At 45.6% G+C, this 20,255-nt stretch carries 17 protein-coding genes; 14 read left to right on the top strand and 3 right to left on the bottom strand.

Annotated elements, in window-relative coordinates:
• The first annotated feature begins 21 nt into the window (after positions 1 to 21).
• The 14 genes from AB4351_RS03285 (at position 22) to AB4351_RS03220 (ending at position 17,958) form a co-directional block, all read left to right on the top strand.
• Positions 22 to 1,740: a type IV pilus secretin PilQ gene (locus AB4351_RS03285; protein WP_372125054.1), complete on the top strand. Its 1,719-nt coding sequence runs from the start codon at positions 22 to 24 to the stop codon at positions 1,738 to 1,740.
• Between the two features lie 176 nt (positions 1,741 to 1,916).
• Positions 1,917 to 2,435: a shikimate kinase AroK gene (gene aroK, locus AB4351_RS03280; RefSeq protein ID WP_017061125.1), complete on the top strand. Its 519-nt coding sequence runs from the start codon at positions 1,917 to 1,919 to the stop codon at positions 2,433 to 2,435.
• A gap of 25 nt (positions 2,436 to 2,460) precedes the next feature.
• Positions 2,461 to 3,549 (top strand): 3-dehydroquinate synthase, encoded by a 1,089-nt coding sequence (aroB, locus tag AB4351_RS03275; protein WP_017061124.1) that lies wholly within the window; start codon positions 2,461 to 2,463, stop codon positions 3,547 to 3,549.
• A 79-nt stretch (positions 3,550 to 3,628) separates the two neighbouring features.
• Complete coding sequence (locus tag AB4351_RS03270; protein ID WP_017063695.1) at positions 3,629 to 5,146, top strand: SPOR domain-containing protein; 1,518 nt, start codon at positions 3,629 to 3,631, stop codon at positions 5,144 to 5,146.
• Between the two features lie 69 nt (positions 5,147 to 5,215).
• Complete coding sequence (locus AB4351_RS03265) at positions 5,216 to 6,064, top strand: Dam family site-specific DNA-(adenine-N6)-methyltransferase (protein ID WP_017061122.1); 849 nt, start codon at positions 5,216 to 5,218, stop codon at positions 6,062 to 6,064.
• Positions 6,065 to 6,264: 200 nt separating this feature from the next.
• The gene (rpe, locus tag AB4351_RS03260; RefSeq protein ID WP_010435263.1) at positions 6,265 to 6,939 is read left to right on the top strand and encodes a ribulose-phosphate 3-epimerase; all 675 of its coding nucleotides are present in this window, start codon (positions 6,265 to 6,267) and stop codon (positions 6,937 to 6,939) included.
• A 102-nt stretch (positions 6,940 to 7,041) separates the two neighbouring features.
• Entirely contained in the window at positions 7,042 to 7,728 is a 687-nt protein-coding gene (locus AB4351_RS03255) for a phosphoglycolate phosphatase (protein WP_017061120.1), read from the top strand.
• 150 nt (positions 7,729 to 7,878) lie between these two features.
• A complete protein-coding gene (trpS, locus tag AB4351_RS03250; protein ID WP_016796005.1) occupies positions 7,879 to 8,895 on the top strand; it encodes a tryptophan--tRNA ligase in 1,017 nt (338 codons plus the stop codon).
• A 385-nt stretch (positions 8,896 to 9,280) separates the two neighbouring features.
• A complete protein-coding gene (locus AB4351_RS03245) occupies positions 9,281 to 11,875 on the top strand; it encodes an ExeM/NucH family extracellular endonuclease (RefSeq protein ID WP_102319997.1) in 2,595 nt (864 codons plus the stop codon).
• A gap of 200 nt (positions 11,876 to 12,075) precedes the next feature.
• Positions 12,076 to 12,654 carry an aminodeoxychorismate/anthranilate synthase component II gene (locus AB4351_RS03240; RefSeq protein ID WP_009848915.1) on the top strand — a complete coding sequence of 193 codons (579 nt, stop codon included), beginning with the start codon at positions 12,076 to 12,078 and terminating at the stop codon, positions 12,652 to 12,654.
• A 465-nt stretch (positions 12,655 to 13,119) separates the two neighbouring features.
• Entirely contained in the window at positions 13,120 to 14,331 is a 1,212-nt protein-coding gene (locus AB4351_RS03235) for an aspartate aminotransferase family protein (RefSeq protein ID WP_065207400.1), read from the top strand.
• A gap of 107 nt (positions 14,332 to 14,438) precedes the next feature.
• Positions 14,439 to 15,458 (top strand): arginine N-succinyltransferase, encoded by a 1,020-nt coding sequence (gene astA, locus AB4351_RS03230; RefSeq protein WP_372125051.1) that lies wholly within the window; start codon positions 14,439 to 14,441, stop codon positions 15,456 to 15,458.
• A 39-nt stretch (positions 15,459 to 15,497) separates the two neighbouring features.
• Positions 15,498 to 16,955 (top strand): succinylglutamate-semialdehyde dehydrogenase, encoded by a 1,458-nt coding sequence (astD, locus tag AB4351_RS03225; protein ID WP_102319996.1) that lies wholly within the window; start codon positions 15,498 to 15,500, stop codon positions 16,953 to 16,955.
• 211 nt (positions 16,956 to 17,166) lie between these two features.
• Positions 17,167 to 17,958 (top strand): DUF1338 domain-containing protein, encoded by a 792-nt coding sequence (locus AB4351_RS03220; protein ID WP_102398323.1) that lies wholly within the window; start codon positions 17,167 to 17,169, stop codon positions 17,956 to 17,958.
• A gap of 177 nt (positions 17,959 to 18,135) precedes the next feature.
• On the opposite strand, the gene crp is transcribed toward AB4351_RS03220, so the two are convergent.
• The 3 genes from crp to AB4351_RS03205 form a co-directional block, all read right to left on the bottom strand.
• The gene (gene crp / locus AB4351_RS03215; protein WP_004729651.1) at positions 18,136 to 18,768 is read right to left on the bottom strand and encodes a cAMP-activated global transcriptional regulator CRP; all 633 of its coding nucleotides are present in this window, start codon (positions 18,766 to 18,768) and stop codon (positions 18,136 to 18,138) included.
• Positions 18,769 to 19,007: 239 nt separating this feature from the next.
• Positions 19,008 to 19,877 (bottom strand): phosphoribulokinase, encoded by an 870-nt coding sequence (locus tag AB4351_RS03210; protein WP_010435210.1) that lies wholly within the window; start codon positions 19,875 to 19,877, stop codon positions 19,008 to 19,010.
• Positions 19,878 to 19,954: 77 nt separating this feature from the next.
• Positions 19,955 to 20,167 carry a YheU family protein gene (locus AB4351_RS03205; protein ID WP_010435208.1) on the bottom strand — a complete coding sequence of 71 codons (213 nt, stop codon included), beginning with the start codon at positions 20,165 to 20,167 and terminating at the stop codon, positions 19,955 to 19,957.
• Positions 20,168 to 20,255: the final 88 nt, after the last annotated feature.

Genomic DNA, 20,255 nt, shown 5'->3' with positions numbered 1-20,255 from the left:
ATGTGGATATGAGATGTAAATATGATTAAAGGAATAAGTGGATTAGTGAGCAAGGCTCTACAAGGTTTTGCTGTGTCTGTGATGTTGGTTGTTAGCGTGCTCAGCCATGCCGAGAGCTTACCGAACAAATTGGAGAATATTGATTTTAGGGTCAATAAGGATAAAGACGCCGTCATCATTATTGAGCTGGCGACCAGCACAGCAGTGGTGGATGTTCAACGAGCTCAGGAAGGGTTAAGTATCGAGCTAATCAATACTCAAGTTGATGATGACAAGCTCTACCTGCTGGATGTGAAGGATTTCGCTACCTTGGTTGAAGGCATTGAAGTCTATAAAGAGACACCAAGCACTCGGCTTCTAGCGACGATTAGCAATGACTATCAGTATGAATACAACCTAAAGGGGCGCTTTATTGAGGTGGTGATCAGCAAACCGGTGCTCGATGAAGCGACCAAAGAAAAAAGCGTTCTAGAGAAAGAGGGCAAGCTGATATCGATTAACTTCCAGGATATCCCGGTACGAAATGTCCTGCAACTGATTGCCGATTACAACGACTTCAATCTCGTGGTGTCTGATTCGGTAGCCGGAAACCTGACGTTACGCTTAGATGGCGTACCTTGGCAGCAAGTTCTCGACATTATCTTGCAAGTTAAAGGCTTGGATAAGCGTGTTGATGGCAATGTTATCTTGGTCGCGCCGAAAGCGGAGCTCGACCTTCGAGAGCAACAAGCGTTAGAGAAATCGCGCTTAGAAGAGGAGTTAGGGGAGCTTAAATCGGAAATCATCAAGATTAACTTTGCTAAAGCCACCGACATCGCTGACATGATTGGAGGTGAAGGTGCGGTCAGCATGTTGTCCGATCGTGGTTCGATTACCATTGATGAGCGCACCAACTCACTGCTCATTCGTGAATTGGAAGAAAACATTGCCGTGATCCGAGGCATCATTGAATCGTTAGACATTCCCGTGAAGCAGGTACAGATAGAGGCGCGTATTGTCACGGTTACTGAGGGTAATCTTGATGAGCTTGGCGTGCGCTGGGGCGTTTCCTCAACCAACGGAAGCTTCACCGTTGGTGGCTCAATCGAAGGTAACCACCCATCAGCGATTACGCCGTATGACGACGATAGCGGCAGCAGCGTGATTGATGACTATCTCAACGTCAATTTAGGGGCAACATCGCCGAACGCCTCGAGTATTGCGTTTCAGGTGGCCAAACTGGGTTCAGATACCTTACTCGATCTTGAACTGTCGGCACTGCAACAAGAGTCAAAAGCTGAAATCATTTCTAGTCCACGCTTAATCACCACCAATAAAAAGCCGGCTTATATTGAGCAAGGTACTGAAATTCCTTACTTAGAGTCATCTTCAAGTGGCGCTACGTCGGTTGCATTTAAGAAAGCCGTGTTGAGTCTTAAGGTGACACCGCAGATCACGCCCGATAATCGTTTGGTATTGGATTTGAGCGTGACTCAAGATAGGCCAGGGCAAGTGGTAAAAACTGGAACCGGTGAAGCGGTCGCCATTGATACGCAAAGAATAGGTACGCAAGTGCTTGTTAATAATAGTGAAACTGTCGTGCTTGGCGGGATATTTCAGCACAGCGTGAGCAGTACAGTGGATAAAGTTCCTCTGTTGGGGGACCTGCCAGTTTTGGGCGCATTGTTCCGTCGCAGCTATGAAAATGTGGGTAAAAGTGAACTACTTATTTTTGTCACACCCAAAGTTGTGATTCAGTAATGAACAATTAGATTAAAAATAAAGTTGCATTAGTGGCACCTAACCTTGATAATTTCGGGTCTTATCACGAATTATCTGTGAGGAATCGGTGCCACGGGCCTTTTAATTTCAGTACTTGTACTGACCTACCTTGTGGCGATGTCATTGAATTAACGTTGTAAATTACTGCTAAAAACATGGCTGAGAAACGCAATATTTTTCTTGTTGGCCCAATGGGCGCCGGCAAAAGTACAATTGGTAGACACCTAGCTTCCCAACTTCATATGGAGTTTCTAGACTCTGACACTGTGATCGAAGAGCGCACTGGCGCAGACATCGCATGGGTTTTTGATGTTGAGGGCGAAGAAGGTTTCCGTAAGCGCGAAGAATCTGTAATCAATGATCTGACAGAAGAACAAGGTATTGTTCTTGCGACAGGTGGTGGTTCAGTGTTGAGCAAAGAAAACCGTAACCGTCTATCTGCACGAGGCATTGTTGTATACCTAGAGACAACAATTGAAAAGCAACTTGCTCGCACTAACCGCGACAAGAAACGCCCTCTACTTCAAACAGACAACCCGCGTGATGTGCTAGAAGATCTAGCTGTATCTCGCAACGCACTATACGAAGAAGTGGCGGACTACACAGTTCGTACTGACGACCAAAGTGCAAAAGTGGTAGCCAACCAGATCGTAAAAATGCTAGAAGAACGTTAAGTTCATTTTTTCGGAGAGCAAACCCATGGAACGGATTACGGTCAATCTAGCTGAGCGTAGCTACCCTATCTCTATTGGCGCCGGGTTATTTGAAGACCCGGCGTACCTTTCTTTTTTATCAGGTAAGCAGAAAGTTGTTGTTATCAGTAATGTGACAGTAGCGCCTCTTTATGCTGATAAAATTTTATCGCTATTGGATCAAGTCGGCTGTCAGACATCTCTTCTCGAGCTGCCAGACGGTGAACAGTACAAAACCCTTGAAACGTTCAATTCAGTGATGAGCTATATGCTTGAAGGAAATTACAGCCGCGATGTGGTGGTGATTGCTTTAGGAGGTGGTGTTATCGGTGACTTGGTCGGTTTTGCTGCCTCTTGTTACCAGCGCGGTATTGATTTCATTCAAATCCCGACGACCCTTCTTTCTCAAGTGGACTCTTCTGTTGGTGGTAAAACCGCAGTAAACCATCCTCTTGGTAAGAATATGATCGGCGCTTTTTACCAACCGAAATCTGTGATCATCGATACCAACTGTTTATCAACGCTTCCAGAGCGTGAGTTTGCAGCGGGCATTGCTGAGGTGATCAAATACGGCATCATTTACGATGAAGCCTTCTTTGATTGGTTGGAGCAGAATCTAGAGAAACTTTATCAACTTGATGAAGAAGCACTGATTACCGCGATTGCTCGTTGTTGTGCAATTAAGGCTGAAGTGGTGGCTCTAGATGAAAAAGAGTCAGGAATCAGAGCGTTATTGAACCTAGGTCATACATTTGGTCATGCGATTGAAGCAGAACTAGGCTATGGTAATTGGCTACATGGTGAAGCTGTGTCGTCAGGCACTGTAATGGCAGCTAAAACAGCTCAATTACAGGGACTGATCTCTCAGCAGCAACTTGAGCGAATTATTTCTATACTCAAGAATGCGAAACTACCAATCCATACGCCAGAAAGCATGTCTTTTGAAGACTTTATGAAGCACATGATGCGCGATAAAAAAGTGCTGTCTGGTCAGTTGCGTTTGGTATTACCAACAAGTATTGGTACTGCTGAAGTGGTTGCTGATGTGCCTCAAGACATCATTAAACAAGCGATCGATTTCTGCCGTACTCTTTAAATTTGGTTGTGAGGTTGCCTAGCTAAACTCTAGGCAACTGAAGCGTTTTACTGATCGATCTTATCAGTAGGGATCCCCAATGAGTTTGGCTCATGAATTAAGAGTATTAGAGTTAGAATCTCAAGTTGAGCTGCTAGAGCGCTTACAGCTTTTGACTAACTTTGGTTCAAACCTTGTGACGGTTGCTGGCAAAGCTGGCTCTGGCCGATCTTGGTTGGCTCAGCGTTATCTTGAAGCATGGTCGACAGAAAAAAATCAGTGTTTACTGCTTTGTCATCCAAGCCAAGACGATCAACAACGCCGCGCGCTTATTCTTAGCCAAATTGTTTCTGATCCCCTGTTTAATCAACATGATTCTTTATCGGATAGCCTAACAAGGTTACTGGATGGAGAACCGTGTAATGTGGTTGTCGTCGTTGATGATGCCCAACGACTTTCTGAGCTATTGGTATCCGAATTATGGATGTTGGTACTGGAAGCTCAATCAAACACTCAATGGACGATCAATATCGTTCTCTTCTCGGAACCTGGCCACTTAGATACGTTATTAACGCGTTTGAGTTACGGTCAACAACACAAACCTATCGATCTTGAGATCGATGACCTTTCGCAACCAGAAGCTGAACATTTCTTTGAATCACTGGTGATTCGATATGTTGATGATGAGTCTGAAACTCGCGTGCGACGTGCGTTTAATAAAGCGCAACCTCTGCCCGGTGAGTTAATGGCTTTAGGAGAATTGAAAGTGGAAAAAAGGATTATTATTCGCTCAATTATTGGCTCACCCATCAATATCGCGATTGTGGTGGCCTTGCTGTTGATTTTAATTGGTGGTGGTTATTGGTGGATGTTCAGTCAACCAACCCCTGACGATAAAGCGCAATCTCTTATCGCTCCGATTGAACAGACAGCTATCCCAACTTTTGAAGTGGAAAGTGGTACCGAGCAAGCTGGAATCGACGGAATGGACGATTCTGAAGCCGAAGCTGACATGAGTTATCAAGGTGCTGATGACGACAGCTCATCTTTGCCACCGACTGTCGTTGAAGATACCGCGAGTGTTGGAGAAGTCGAACAAGATCAGCAGCGTGTCGTAATCACCTCTGATGTGGTTGATGCCTTGCTTGATGATAAACCTGAAAGTGCCGATACCAGTGCGATTGATGCTGCTGTTGAAGAAAACACAGGTGCCGCGGTGAGTTCGCAATCAGATGCAGACAAAGTGGAGTCACAGCCTTCAGCCGATGAAGCAACAGACCTAACACAGTCCACGCCACCGACTAAGAAAATTACATTCTCATTTTCTCGCGAAGAGTTACAAGCTATCTCTCCGCGAGCTTATACTTTGCAGTTGAGTGCGATGACCTCATTGGACGACGTACAGTCTTTCATTGAAGAGTATGACCTTGAGAACAAGGTTCGTATTTACCCAACACTTCGCAACGACACCAAGTGGTTTATTATCACTTATCAAGATTACCCAACGATTCAAGTGGCGAGAGACGCGGTAAGTGCGTTATCAAAACCCCTTCAACAGTTGGAACCTTGGGCAAAATCGATGAATCAAGTGCATCGAGAGATAGAACGTGCGAAATAACCCTGAGCTTAGCCTCAAAATATGTTACATTCCGCAGCCTTATTTTTGAGTTGATAGATAGAGCAGTAAATGAAAAAGCAGCGTGCCTTTCTAAAATGGGCTGGTGGTAAATATGGCCTAGTTGAAGACATCCAACGTCACCTGCCACCTGCTCGTAAATTGGTAGAACCGTTTGTCGGTGCCGGCTCAGTATTTCTGAATACTGACTTTGAACAGTACCTGCTTGCAGATATCAATCCCGATCTTATCAACCTGTACAACCTGCTTAAAACCGATCCTGAAACTTATATCACGGAAGCGAAGCGCTGGTTCTGTCCTGAGAACAACCGTAAAGAAGCCTTCTTAGATATTCGCGCTGAGTTCAATGGTACAGATAACGTCATGTATCGTTCATTGGCTTTCTTGTATATGAACCGATTTGGCTTCAATGGCCTATGTCGTTACAACAAGAAGGGCGGTTTTAACGTTCCATTTGGTTCTTATAAAAAACCTTACTTCCCAGAAGCTGAGCTGGAATTTTTTGCCGAGAAAGCGAAAAAAGCCACCTTCGTCTGTGAGGGATACCATGAAACCTTTAGCCGCGCGCGCAAAGGCTGTGTGGTTTACTGCGATCCTCCATACGCACCACTGTCGAACACGGCAAACTTTACCTCTTACGCAGGTAATGGCTTTAGCTTAGATGACCAAGCTGCACTGGCGGATGTTGCTGAAAAAGCAGCGATGGAACGAGGCATCCCTGTCTTGATCTCAAACCATGACACCACCTTAACGCGCCGTTTATACCATGGTGCAGAACTGAACGTGGTCAAGGTTAAGCGCACCATTAGCCGTAATGGCGCAGGGCGCAATAAAGTCGATGAGTTACTGGCACTTTTTCATAAAGAGAAAAACCAGCAACACGCTTCAGAAGAATTGTAGCGGCCAACATAACCCTCGAACTCATTAAATTGAGTGACCAACGGGTACTTTCATAAACTAATCTTTCGAACTGCTAGGATCTGCTTAGTTGCTTAGGTAGAATTGCACACCAAATAGTCTTGGAATTGAGTCTTGTATTTGTATATGAGATGTCACAAGGCGGTGATATTCGCAATTTACTCACTCTTAAGAGGTTTGGTATGAAAGATTTTCTAATCGCTCCATCGATTTTGTCTGCAGATTTTGCTCGTCTTGGTGAAGACGTAGAAAAAGTACTCGCAGCTGGTGCTGATGTTGTGCACTTCGATGTGATGGACAATCACTACGTACCTAACCTGACTTTTGGCGCGCCTATCTGTAAAGCGCTGCGCGACTACGGTATTACGGCTCCTATCGATGTTCACCTTATGGTTAAGCCAGTAGACAGCATCGTGCCTGAGTTTGCTAAAGCCGGCGCATCAATGATTACCTTCCACGTTGAAGCTTCAGAGCACATCGATCGCACTCTACAGCTAATCAAAGAGCACGGCTGTAAAGCGGGTGTGGTTCTTAACCCTGCAACGCCGCTTTCTTGCTTAGATTACATCCTAGACAAAGTAGACATGATTCTACTGATGTCTGTGAACCCAGGCTTCGGCGGTCAATCTTTCATTCCGCACACGCTAGATAAACTACGTGCTGTTCGTAAGCTGATTGATGAGTCAGGCCGTGACATTCGCCTTGAGATTGATGGCGGCGTGAAGGTTGATAACATCCGTGAAATCGCAGAAGCGGGCGCAGATATGTTCGTTGCGGGTTCAGCTATCTTCAATCAACCAGATTACAAAGAAGTGATTGATGAGATGCGTGCAGAGCTTGCAAAAGTAAACGCATAATCGTAAAACTAAAGATAGATTGAATATTAAGGGGCTAATTTGCCCCTTTTTTACGTCTTATAGCTCAACTCATAAGACGAACATAATAAATAGGAAAGTAAGATGTCATTAAGCTCAATAAAACTGATCGCCTTTGATTTGGATGGAACCTTGTTAGACAGCGTGCCTGATTTGGCCGTTGCTGCTGACCAAGCTTGTCAGGAGTTGGGTTTCCCTTCAGTGAGCGAAGAACAAGTTCGCGACTACGTAGGTAATGGTGCTGATGTTCTTATCGGACGTTCACTCAGCCGTAACTTGACGGTTGACCCAAGCCTAGAGCCAGAGCTACTGAAAAAAGCACGCATCCTGTTTGATGATTTCTATGAGCAGGGTGGTCACAAGCTAAGTCACCTTTACCCATCGGTTAAAGAGACGCTGGCTGAGCTGGATAAAGCCGGCTTCACTATGGCGCTGGTTACCAACAAGCCATCGAAGTTTGTACCAGACGTACTGGCGCAACACGGTATTGATAAGTACTTTGTTGATGTGTTGGGTGGCGACTCTTTCCCAGAGAAAAAACCGAACCCAGTCGCTCTGAACTGGTTGCTAGAAAAGCACAATGTAAAAGCGGAAGAGATGTTGATGGTTGGTGATTCAAGCAACGACATTAAAGCGGCTAAGAATGCAGGTTGTCACTCGTTTGGTCTGACTTACGGTTATAACCACGGCGAGCCGATTTCAGCATCAAACCCTGACTATGTCGCGGATAACGTCGCGCAATTACTAGATGTCGTTCTAGTTTCAGCATAAAGCGGACAAAAGTTAGCTAACCTACTAGCAAAATACTTATCAATGAGTACACTGGATGAGCCGTACAGAAGAGCTGTGCGGCTTTTCTATATTTAAGTTAAGAAGCTAAGCGTTCAATAAACTTAGCGAATAAGCAAAGGAATTAAAACCATGAGCAAGCCCATCGTATTGAGTGGTGTTCAACCATCTGGTGAACTAAGTATCGGTAACTACTTGGGTGCTCTACGTCAATGGCAACAGATGCAAGATGATTACGATTGCCAATACTGTGTTGTAGACCTTCACGCAATTACGGTTCGCCAAGATCCGAAAGCACTGCATGAAGCGACTCTAGACGCACTAGCAATCTGTCTTGCTGTCGGTGTTGATCCAAAGAAGAGCACGCTATTTGTTCAGTCACACGTACCAGAGCATGCTCAACTTGGTTGGCTTCTTAACTGTTACACACAAATGGGTGAACTGAGCCGTATGACTCAGTTTAAAGATAAGTCTGCACGTCACTCAAACGACGTAAACGTAGGCCTATACGACTACCCAGTGTTGATGGCTGCAGACATCCTGCTTTACGGTGCTCACCAAGTACCTGTAGGTAGCGACCAGAAACAACACCTAGAGCTAGCGCGTGATATCGCAACTCGCTTCAATAACATCTACGGTCCTGAAACGCCAATCTTCCAAGTACCAGAACCTTACATTCCAACAGTGAATGCACGTGTAATGAGCCTGCAAGACGCGACGAAGAAGATGTCTAAGTCGGACGACAACCGTAAGAACGTGATTACTCTGCTAGAAGAGCCTAAGTCGATCATCAAGAAGATCAACAAAGCGCAAACCGATGCAGAAACACCACCACGCATTGCTCACGATTGGGAAAACAAAGCGGGTATCTCTAACCTAATGGGTCTGTACTCTGCAGCGACGGGTAAAACGTTCGAAGAGATCGAAGCGCAGTACCAAGGCGTTGAAATGTACGGTCCGTTCAAGAAAGACGTAGGCGCAGCATTGGTTGAGATGCTTGAGCCGATTCAAGCTGAATATCACCGTATCCGTGCTGACCGTGCCTACATGGACGCAGTAATGAAAGCCGGTGCTGAAAAAGCCTCTGAACGTGCTGCAGTGACACTGAAAAAAGCATACGAAGCAGTAGGTTTTGTTACTCGCCCATAGGGTGAACTAACACAACTCGCTTGAGAATTTGAGCCCAAAGTAGCTGTTGTTTACTTTGGGCTTTTTCATGCCCATTCCATTTGCCTTCCTCGAAACCCCCTTGTTTGAATTGATAATTTACCCAGTATTTAGCTAGCATATCCATCGCTGTAATGCTGTGCAGATGATCTTATTTGGTACCCTCAAGCTTTATAAAATCACACTCGTTTCTATATATGTTGGAAATATATAACGTGCCAAACAATTGATGATTCCAAAGTGATAAGTTCCTCATTTTCTTGCCAACTGACTTATTCCTTTCATAAATAAACCTGATAGTTACCACAAAATACATGACTGCCCATAGATGGCAGTGACTATAACTCGATGAACTCAGGTGAAACGGATGGCTCTTTTACACAAACCTTCATTGCTAGCAGTGGCAATTGGTAGCTTGTTAACTACAAGCGCACACGCTGATTTGTTTATTTCACAATATGTGGAAGGCGGCAGCTATAACAAAGCGGTTGAGATTGCCAATAGTGGCGATAGCAGCATTAGTTTAGATGGTTACTCATTGGCGAAATCTGCCAATGGCAACGGATCATGGGGTGCCACTTTACCTTTAGATGGACACGTTTTAGCACCCGGTGAAGTACTCGTGGTCGCACATTCTAGTGCGAGTGATGAGATTAAAGCTCAAGCTGACATCATTAATGCCTCTATCGCCAATCATAATGGTGACGACCCGCTGGCTATCTTGAATTCAGACGGCTCGGTACATGATGTTGTTGGTTTGATGGGCGATGTGGACTGGGGCAAAGATGTTACTTTGGTTCGTGCGACACAAACACCTTCTGCGACGTTTGATGCTTCACAATGGGTATCGCTACCAAAAGACAGCATTGAAGGCCTAGGTTCACTAGACAGCGTTGAACTGCCAGAAGCGTTCACTTGTACACAAGATGGCTCTGACCCAGTATTCACCACCATTCAAGAAATCCAAGGTGAGGGCGCTACATCGCCATTCATCGATGGCTACCCGTACATCACCGACGATGAATATTTCGTAAAAGGTGTGGTAAGTGCGGTAACAACAGGCCTAACTAAAGGCTTCTACCTGCAAGCACTTGAGGATGATTTCAACTCAAGCACTTCTGAGGGTCTATTTATTCATACCAACCAGTCGAGCTCAGAGCTAGTAGCCGGTGATGTAGTGTGTGTGAAAGGCAAGGTTCAAGAATACTACAGCCACACTCAGCTGAAAGTAGAAAACAACCAATGGCTAAAACAGGGCGAGCAGCAGGCACCTGAAGCGACGGCGATTGAAGTGCTAGACAGTGACGAGAACTTCGCTGCAACGCTTGAACGCTACGAAGGCATGTTGGTGAAAACAACCGAAGCGCTTGATATGCGTGTGACGCGTGCCTTTGGTTATGACTACGCAGGTCGTCGTAACAACATGGTACTGGCGCATGAGCGTATTAACATGCAGCCGAACCAGCTTTTCGCCGCGGGATCTGACGAAGCGAAGCAGCAAACTGAAGACAACGCAGACCGCCGTCTTTTCGTTGAAACCGATCAAAAAGCGGCTGATGGACAAGTCCCTTTCTACCCAGATTTTGGCCGCACTGATATCGACCAAGATGGTTCAACAGAAGATTACATCCGCATTGATGACACCATTGTTGGCCTAGAAGGCGTGCTGACTTACAGCTACGGTGAGTACCGTTTAATTGCGACTAACCAGATCTCGGCTGAAAACTATGTGCGTAACGATCCGCGTACCGACAAACCAGACATGGATGAAGGCGACCTACGTATTGCGACCTTCAACGTATTGAACTACTTCAACTCTCCATTTGGTGGCGACGCGAATCAGCACGGCAATAACCGTGGCGCGAACACCATCACTGAGTTTGAGATGCAGCAAGAGAAGATTGTGAACGCGATTCTTCGCTTAGATGCAGACATCATTGGCTTGATGGAAATTGAGAACAATGGCTTTGGTGAAGGCTCTGCCATTCAGCAACTTGTAAACCAACTGAATGATCGCATTGAGCGTAAGAAAGACCGTTATACCTTTGTGGCTGTCGACTCGAACGAAGACGGCGTAACCGACGAGATGGACTCTATTGGTACTGACGTTATCACAACGGGTGTTATCTACCGTAAGAAGGTGGTTAAGCTTAAAGACAGCCGTGTTATCGCGATGCCAAGCCAACAAGCACCAGAGGTGTTAGACGATTCAGGCAAGGTGATTGAAGACGGTAAGAACTACCAACGTGACTCATTGGCGCCAACCTTTAAAGTTAAAGGCACCAAAGAGAAACTCACCGTAGCGATCAACCACTTTAAATCGAAAGGCTCTAAGTGTTGGGAAGATGCTGCTCCGATTGAGCAGGGCGGCCAAGGCGGCGTTGATGCCGATAAGCAAGGTTCATGTGAGAACTTCCGTGTTGCTGCGGCGGTTGCATTAGGTGAAGCGCTCGATGGCATCAAAGGTCACAAAGTGATCCTGGGTGATATGAACTCGTACGGCATGGAAGATCCAATGCTGGTGCTAACCGATTACTCGGAAGAGAAATACGGCAAGCAGATCAAAGCAGCTCGTAATACCTACATTGATGGTGTTGAGCAGTTTGGTGATAGCGGTGCGGTGATTACGAAGAACTACGGTTATATCAATGCTGTGGCTCAAAAGCACCCAGACAGCTGGAGCTACTCATACAATGATGAAGTTGGCGCTCTAGACCACCTGCTGATCAGCGAAAGCCTGAAAGATAGGGTTGTCGATGCTACCGATTGGCACATCAATGGTGGTGAGTCGACGTTGTTTGACTACAACGAAGAGTACAAAGGTGACCTACCTAAGTACCAAGATCACTTCCGTTCATCGGATCATGATCCTGCCGTTCTTGAGCTAAGAGTAGGCGGTTCATTTGGCTTCGGTGCTCTTATGTCACTATTTGGCTTAGCAATGTGGCGTCGTCGTAAGTAGCTCAATCACAAATAGATTGGCTTGCCATACAAGTAAGCCAATTCAGATAACTTAACGCTATCTGTAAACAATTAAGGTCAACTTAGGTTGGCCTTAATTATTGGCGAAATGCAGTTTCCACTTGCCTTTCGCTATGGGTATTGCACAATACCGCCCCTATATCTCCCAATCCTTTAGTATTTAGCAAACGATTTCGACCCATGTTACTTATCATCGATAACTACGACTCTTTTACCTATAACTTGTATCAGTATTTCTGTGAGTTAGGGGTAACTGTAAAAGTTGTTCGCAACGATGAGATTGATATTGCGGGCATCGAAGCGCTAAATCCTAGCCATCTTGTTATCTCGCCGGGCCCATGTACGCCCGATGATGCGGGAATTTCGCTGCAGGTGATTGAACACTTCGTTGGTAAGCTGCCGATCTTAGGTGTGTGTCTTGGTCATCAAGCCATTGCTCAAGTCTTTGGTGGTGAAGTGGTGAGAGCCAGACAAGTGATGCATGGTAAAACCTCTCCGATCCGTCATAACGGTAAGAGCGTTTTTCAAGGTCTCAATAATCCTCTGACTGTGACTCGTTACCACTCTTTAGTGGTGAAAAATGGTACGCTCCCTGACTGCTTTGAACTCACTTCTTGGACAGAATTTGAAGATGGCAGTATGGATGAGATCATGGGTTATCAACACAAAACCTTGCCGATTGATGCCGTCCAATTTCACCCTGAATCGATTAAAACAGAGCAAGGACACCAGCTTCTTGCTAACTTCTTAGCGCGTTGAGTGTTTAAATTTGACCCTTTCTCCGCCTAAATAAGCCAGTTAAACCTGTTAGTCCATTCGTTAAGCGTTTAAATTCGGGCGCTACGCGTCTCTTACTCCTCTGACGCTGATCACTTTTTATAACATTTCTCCCTCTTAAGGCTAAGTTTTTAGCCTATGCAAAATTATTCGCCTTATTTCGTCTCGAACCCAATATACCGCAATGCCAGTAAGGCTTTGCCGTTGCAGGTTATACGTTTAGGTAAAAAAAGCTTCATAAAACAGATTAATTGATGCATAAATAGTCATAGGTAGTGACGTTTAGCTGGTTGTTAGGGATAGCTAAAGAATAATCTACTATTGAAAACGTTAATTAAATGTAAATATAATGCTGCAGCGGGATTATGGCGAGAGAAAATATCTTTGTCTCACTTATGAACCAGTACGCTTATTTGCGAAGCTTGCGGTATCGAAAAGGAATGTACGATGACAGTGGAAAAAAAAGTAGAACGTAGTCTGTTTAATGAGGTGATGGTGCCTTGTTATAACCCAATGGAAATGATCCCGGTAAAAGGGGAAGGCGCACGCGTTTGGGACCAACAAGGCCGAGAGTATATCGACTTTGCTGGTGGTATCGCTGTGAGCTGTTTGGGTCACTGTCACCCAGCAATGGTGAATGCTGTTACCGAGCAAGCAAACAAGATTTGGCACCTAAGTAATGTAATGACTAACGAACCTGCACTGCGTCTAGCGAAGAAGCTAACTGACGTATGTTTTGCAGAAAAAGTATTCTTTGCGAACTCTGGTGCAGAAGCGAACGAAGCAGCACTTAAGCTAGCTCGTCGTTGGGCTGCGGATGTTCACGGTCCTGAGAAATCTGAAATCATTGCATTCAAACAAGGTTTCCATGGTCGTACTTTCTTTACTGTAACTGTAGGTGGTCAAGAAGCTTATTCTGACGGCTTCGGTCCTAAACCGGGCGATGTAACTCACCTGCCTTACAATGATATTGCCGCGCTAGAAGCGCACATCTCTGATCGCACATGTGCAATCATGATGGAACCTCTGCAAGGTGAGGGTGGCATCATCTCTCCAACCTCTGAGTTTGTGAACACGGTTCGTGAGCTGTGTGACAAGCACAATGCGCTGCTTATTTTTGATGAAGTGCAAACAGGTAATGGCCGTACGGGCAATTTTTATGCGTATCAAGGCCTAGGTGTGACACCTGATATCTTAAGTACAGCAAAATCACTCGGTGGTGGTTTCCCTATCGGCGCGATGCTAACAACGACTGAACTCGCGACACACCTAAAAGTCGGTACGCACGGTTCAACATACGGCGGTAACCCACTAGCGTGTGCCGTTGCTGAAGCGGTTGTTGACGTCGTTAGCCAACCAGAAACCTTAGCTGGCGTAAAAGAGCGTGAAGCGCTGTTTCGTGACGGTTTAGCTAAGATTAACGACAAATACCAAATATTCAGTGAAGTTCGCGGTAAAGGCCTATTGCTAGGTGCTGCACTTAATGAAGCGTGGCAAGGTCGTGCTCGTGATGTATTAGTAGCAGCAGGCGAACAAGGCTTGATGGTACTGGTTGCGGGTGCAAATGTGGTTCGTTTCACGCCATCACTGGTTATCACTACACAAGAAATTGAAGAAGGTTTATCAAAACTAGACAAAGCAATCGCTACGCTAGTTTAGCCTGAGCGGCGTCATAGGAATGATCGCCATTAGAGCGATCCCATGACGTACTGCTAAAGGCCCAAGATTCTCGTTTTGGGCCTGTTTTGCATCTGGAGGGAATATTGATGCTAGTTGTTCGCCCAATAAAATTATCTGATTACGATGCGTTGCATACCTGCGCGGTTGAGTCTGGTCACGGATTCACATCTCTTCCGGTTAACGAAGAACTGTTAACCAACCGAATTACTCATTCTGAATACAGCTTTGCTAAACAAGACGTGACTGAACCTGGTGATGAAGGCTACCTAATGGTTGGCTTCGACACTGAAACTGGCGAAGTTGCTGGTACAACGGGTATCGAAGCTTCCATTGGCTGGGATGTGCCTTTTTACTCGTACCACATCAGTAAAGTGGTTCACTCTTCACAGCGCCTTAAAGTGAATAACGTGGTTAAGCTGTTGACGTTTGGTAATAACTACACAGGCTGCAGCGAAATTTGTACGCTGTTCTTACGTCCTGATTACCGCAAAGGCTTAAACGGTCGACTGATGTCTAAGTGTCGTTTCCTACTGATGGCTGAGCACCCAGAGCGTTTCTCAAAAACGATCTTTGCTGAGATGCGTGGTGTATCAGATGCAGAAGGCAACTCGCCATTCTGGAAGTGGTTGCAAGAGCACTTCTTCTCGATTGATTTCACACTAGCCGATTACCTAACCGGTATTGGTAAGAAAGGCTTCATCGCAGACCTTATGCCGAAACTGCCAATCTATGTAAACCTATTGAGTGAAGAAGCTCAGGCGGTGATTGGTCAAGTGCACGATAACACCCGCCCAGCATTGAAACTGTTGGAACGTGAAGGTTTCACCAACCGTGGTTATGTCGACATCTTTGATGCGGGACCAACGGTCGAGTGTGATTTAAGAAACATCGAATCTGTACGTCACTCTATTCGAGCACAGGTTCAAATTGCAGAGCACTCTAGCTCTAAAGACTTCCTAATTGGTAATACCTCATTTGAGAACTTCCGCGCAGTAGCCGCGAAAGGTGCGTATGACCAAGCAAGCGACACAGTGATTTTATCATCTGAAGTAGCAAGCGCTCTTGAAGTAAAAGAAGGCGAATTCGTTCGCATGTTGGCTCAATAAGAGCGGCGATTATCTGTCGAAGATTTTAAGGATAGAAGTATGACTCAGTGGATAGCAGGACAGTGGGTGGCAGGTCAAGGTGACGCCATGACATCAGTAAGTCCATACAACAATGAAGTAGTGTGGCAGGGTGATAGCGCGACACCAGCACAGGTTGAATCTGCAGTAGCAGCAGCTCGTGAAGCCTTCTTGGTTTGGAAAAAACTGAGCTTTGCAGAGCGTGAAGCGATCGTGTTGAACTTTGCTGAGAAAGTTAAAGAGAACAGCGAAGAAATCGCGCAAATCATCGCGAAAGAGACGGGCAAACCGATTTGGGAAACTCGCACTGAAGCGGGCGCAATGGCGGGCAAGATTGCTATTTCAATTCGTGCTTACCATGAACGTACTGGTGAAGCTTCACGTGAAGCTGCAGGCAACCAAATTGTACTGCGTCATCGTCCATTAGGCGTAATGGCAGTATTTGGTCCTTATAACTTCCCTGGTCATCTACCTAACGGTCATATTGTTCCAGCACTGCTATCGGGTAATACCGTGGTATTTAAGCCGTCAGAGCAGACACCTTGGACGGGTGAGTTTGCGATGAAACTATGGCAAGAAGCTGGCCTTCCTGCTGGCGTAATTAACCTAGTACAAGGTGCCAAAGAGACAGGTATCGCACTGGCTGATGCTAAAGGCCTTGATGGCGTGCTGTTCACAGGTAGTGCCAATACCGGTCATATCCTGCATCGTCAATTCGCGGGCCAACCGGGCAAGATGCTGGCACTAGAAATGGGCGGCAACAACCCTATGGTGATCAGCGACCAATACGGTGATGCAGACGCAACGGTATACACTATCATCCAATCAGCTTTCATCAGTGCGGGTCAACGTTGTACATGTGCACGTCGCTTGTATGTTCCAATAGGAGATAAGGGCGATCAACTACTGGATAAGCTCGTTGCTGCGACCTTGAAAATTCGTGTCGATCAGCCATTCGCTGAGCCAGCACCCTTCATGGGCCCACAGATCTCTGAAGCTGCGGCTAAGTTCATTCTGGACGCACAAGCGAATCTGCAATCGTTAGGCGGTGTAAGTCTAGTAGAAGCAAAAGCGGGTCAGGCGGCGTTTGTTTCTCCTGGTATTATCGACGCAACCAACATTGCTGAACTGCCGGATGAAGAGTACTTTGGTCCATTGCTACAAGTGGTCCGTTATCAATCGCTAGAGCAAGCGGTTGAGCTAGCTAACGACACACGCTTTGGTTTATCTGCTGGCTTAGTATCAACAGATGATTCTGAATGGGAATACTTTGTTGACCATATCCGTGCGGGCATTGTTAACCGTAACCGCCAGCTAACAGGCGCAAGTGGCGATGCTCCATTTGGTGGTCCAGGTGCTTCGGGCAACTTACGCCCAAGTGCTTACTACGCGGCTGACTACTGTGCTTACCCTATGGCTTCAATGGAAGGTGGCGAAACTCAACTTCCGGCAACGTTTAGCCCAGGTATTGAGCTTTAATTTAGGCTAATGAGTCTTAGGCTTATGCGTTAAGTTTGAAATAGGAAGCGGTGGTATCGCTTCCTTTTTCCATCACGCCCAACACCTAGATTGGGCGGTAGATAATAATAGAAAAGTATGTCACAGGCTGATGGCTGCTGACTCTGTGTCTCAGCCTCTCCCTTTCTAATCCAAATTACTAGCTTGCTAGAACCTCTGACAAGGAGTCACAATGACGCCCGATCTACTCTTTAAATCACTTTGGGACGATTACATTCACAGGCTTTGTCCATCGGCTGAGAAAGTACATCACTTGCTGAAAGAAGACGAAGCTCTGATTAATGATCACATTGCACTGCGTACTTTCAATGTTGCTCCGCTAGGTATTGAAACATTGGCTAAGCCTTTCCTTGAGCTAGGTTATAAAGCGTGTGGCGATTACTTGTTTGAGAGTAAGAAGCTAGTCGCGAAGCATTACGAGCACCCAGATCCAAATCAACCTAAAGTGTTCATTAGTGAGTTGAAGGTCGAAGAGTGTTCAAGTGACTTACAACAGATCGTTGCTAAATTGGTTGAGCAAGTCGACGTAAGCAAGCTTCAAGGCCATGAATTCTTGTTTGGTGGTCGTCTATGGGACTTGAGCTTCGCAGATTTCCAAGTGCTTGCAAAAGAAAGTGAATACGCGTCTTGGCTCGCAGCTCATGGTTACGGTGCCAACCACTTTACAGTGAGCGTTAATCAACTCGATGCTTTTGATGAAGTGCAGGCAGTGAATGATTGTTTGAGCGAATCAGGCTTCACGATCAATGCATCTGGTGGCCAGGTTAAAGGCTCTCCAGAGGTCTTATTAGAGCAATCATCAACAATGGCAGATAAAGTCCCAGTTTCATTTGTTGAGGGCAATGAGATGATTCCTGGAGGCTTCTATGAGTTCGCTAAGCGTTATGCGATGGCTAATGGTGAGCTTTATACCGGTTTTGTGGCAGCATCGGCTGACAAGATCTTCGAAAGCACTAACGGTTAAAGAAAGATACGAGAACGGACTTTACCCTAAAGATGCAGATAGGCTTCGCTTCGAGAGTGTTTGCGCTTCGAAGCTGTAGGTGTTTCATTCGTATTTTCTTTGTAGATCTTTAGAAAACAAAAAAGCCACCAAATTTGCATTTGGTGGCTTTCAAATTTTAGGCTCAGTTAATCGAGATTAACGAGTGCCATATACCACGATAGTTTTACCGTGTGCAGAAATTAGGTTCTGCTCTTCTAGCATTTTCAAGATACGACCAACTGTCTCACGAGAACAACCAACAATCTGGCCAATCTCTTGGCGAGTGATCTTGATTTGCATGCCGTCAGGGTGAGTCATTGCATCTGGTTGTTTTGCTAGGTTTAGTAGCGTTTGTGCGATACGACCAGTTACGTCAAGGAACGCTAAGTCACCAACTTTTTGGCTAGTTACTTGTAGACGGTTTGCCATTTGCGCTGATAGACGCATTAGGATGTCTGGGTTCACTTGGATAAGTTGACGGAATTTCTTGAAAGAAATTTCAGCTACTTCACAAGGAGATTTTGCACGAACCCAAGCTGTACGCTCTTGGTCTTCTTCGAATAAGCCTAGCTCACCGATGAAGTCGCCTTGGTTTAGGTAAGAAAGAATCATTTCCTTACCTTCTTCGTCTTTGATAAGAACTGCCACAGAACCTTTAACAATGTAGTACAAGGTTTCTGCCTTTTCACCAGCATGAATCAAAGTACTTTTTGATGGGTACTTATGAATATGACAGTGTGAAAGGAACCACTCTAATGTTGGATCGGTTTGAGGTTTACCTAGAACCATAATATCTCACTTCCTCTGCAGGGTATGCTTGCCGCTTTCCGTATTTTAGCTAAGCCTGGATTGACTTGTAGGATAAGAGCACTCGTTGAGCGCTGCAAGCTATCTTGTGTTTCGTTTAAGAATAGTATCCTTTTTCAGGTACTATTTCTTGATTTTAATCGTGACCAAGCTACGATTTTTTACGCAAAATTGTGCACATGATCACGGTATGAAAAGTAATCAACCAGAATGGTGCTCTGTTAACCAATTTTTCCGGTTTCGATGAGTTGTTGTAGGATCGGCCTTACAATGAGCTCCATAGCAAAACTCATCTTCCCTCCTGGTACCACAAGCGTGTTGTGGCGAGACATAAATGAGCCATCAATCATAGCTAAAAGGTAAGGGAAATCGACGTTTTTGATGCCACGCAAACGTATAACTACGAAGCTTTCGTCTAAACTTGGAATCCCTTTGGCGTTGAGAGGGTTAGATGTATCTACGGTTGGAACACGCTGAAAGTTGATGTGAGTGCGCGAAAATTGCGGGGTAATGTAGTTAAGGTAATCATCCATCGAACGAACAATGGAATCCATTACGGCTTCGCGTGAGTGGCCACGATCGCGGGTGTCACGAACGAATTTTTGAATCCACTCTAGGTTTACGATAGGTACCATGCCAATCAGCAAATCGACGTGTTGAGAAACGTTAATGTCGCCATCAACCACACCGCCGTGCAGGCCTTCGTAAAACATCACATCGGAGTTTTCAGGGATCTCTTGCCATGGCGTGAAGGTGCCCGGCATTTGATTGTAAGGCACGGCTTCATCGAAGGTGTGTAGGTAGCTTCTTACTTTACCTGTACCTTCGTTACCGTATTTACGGAAGAACTCTTCTAGCGCACCAAAGTCGTTGGCTTGAGGACCAAAGTAGCTGATGTGCTTACCTTGCTCGCGCGCTTTACGGATCTCGACATCCATCTCTGGGCGAGTGAAGCGATGGAAACTATCCCCTTCAACCCAAGCGGCCTTCACGTCCATCATATTGAACATTTTACGGAAGGCTTCTGAGGTGGTGGTGGTGCCGGCTCCAGATGAACCCGTCACCGCAATAATTGGATGTTTAGCGGACATGACAACCCTTGTCTTTTGAGTAACTTACTTGTTAGCAATCGTTTACCACTATAACACGGCTCCTTTATGAGCGCAGCCTAGAAGCGTTTTGTGACTTGAATATCAACGGTTTCATGCAGCTCAGAAAATACGATACTGACTTCTCCTGAGGCTAATTGATGTTTCACTTGGTCAATCTTGTTTTGCAATGAAACCTCTACGTCGCCGTAGTCTGTACCTTCACGCAGCACGAACTCTTTGATGAGGTTTTCCAGTGTTTCTGGTGCAATGTCTTGCCATGGGATGATCATAAATACTTCTCTCTTTTATGTTCATAAATAGGTTTATTGATGTGTTGATTACTGCGTCTAGTGACGTCTACCACTCAGTCCTTAAAAA

The organism is Vibrio sp. 10N.261.51.F11 (assembly GCF_041471665.1).
GTDB lineage: Bacteria > Pseudomonadota > Gammaproteobacteria > Enterobacterales > Vibrionaceae > Vibrio > Vibrio crassostreae_C.
The sequence above is the reverse complement of the archived record's forward strand: the minus strand, read 5'-3'. Positions and strand labels throughout refer to the sequence as shown.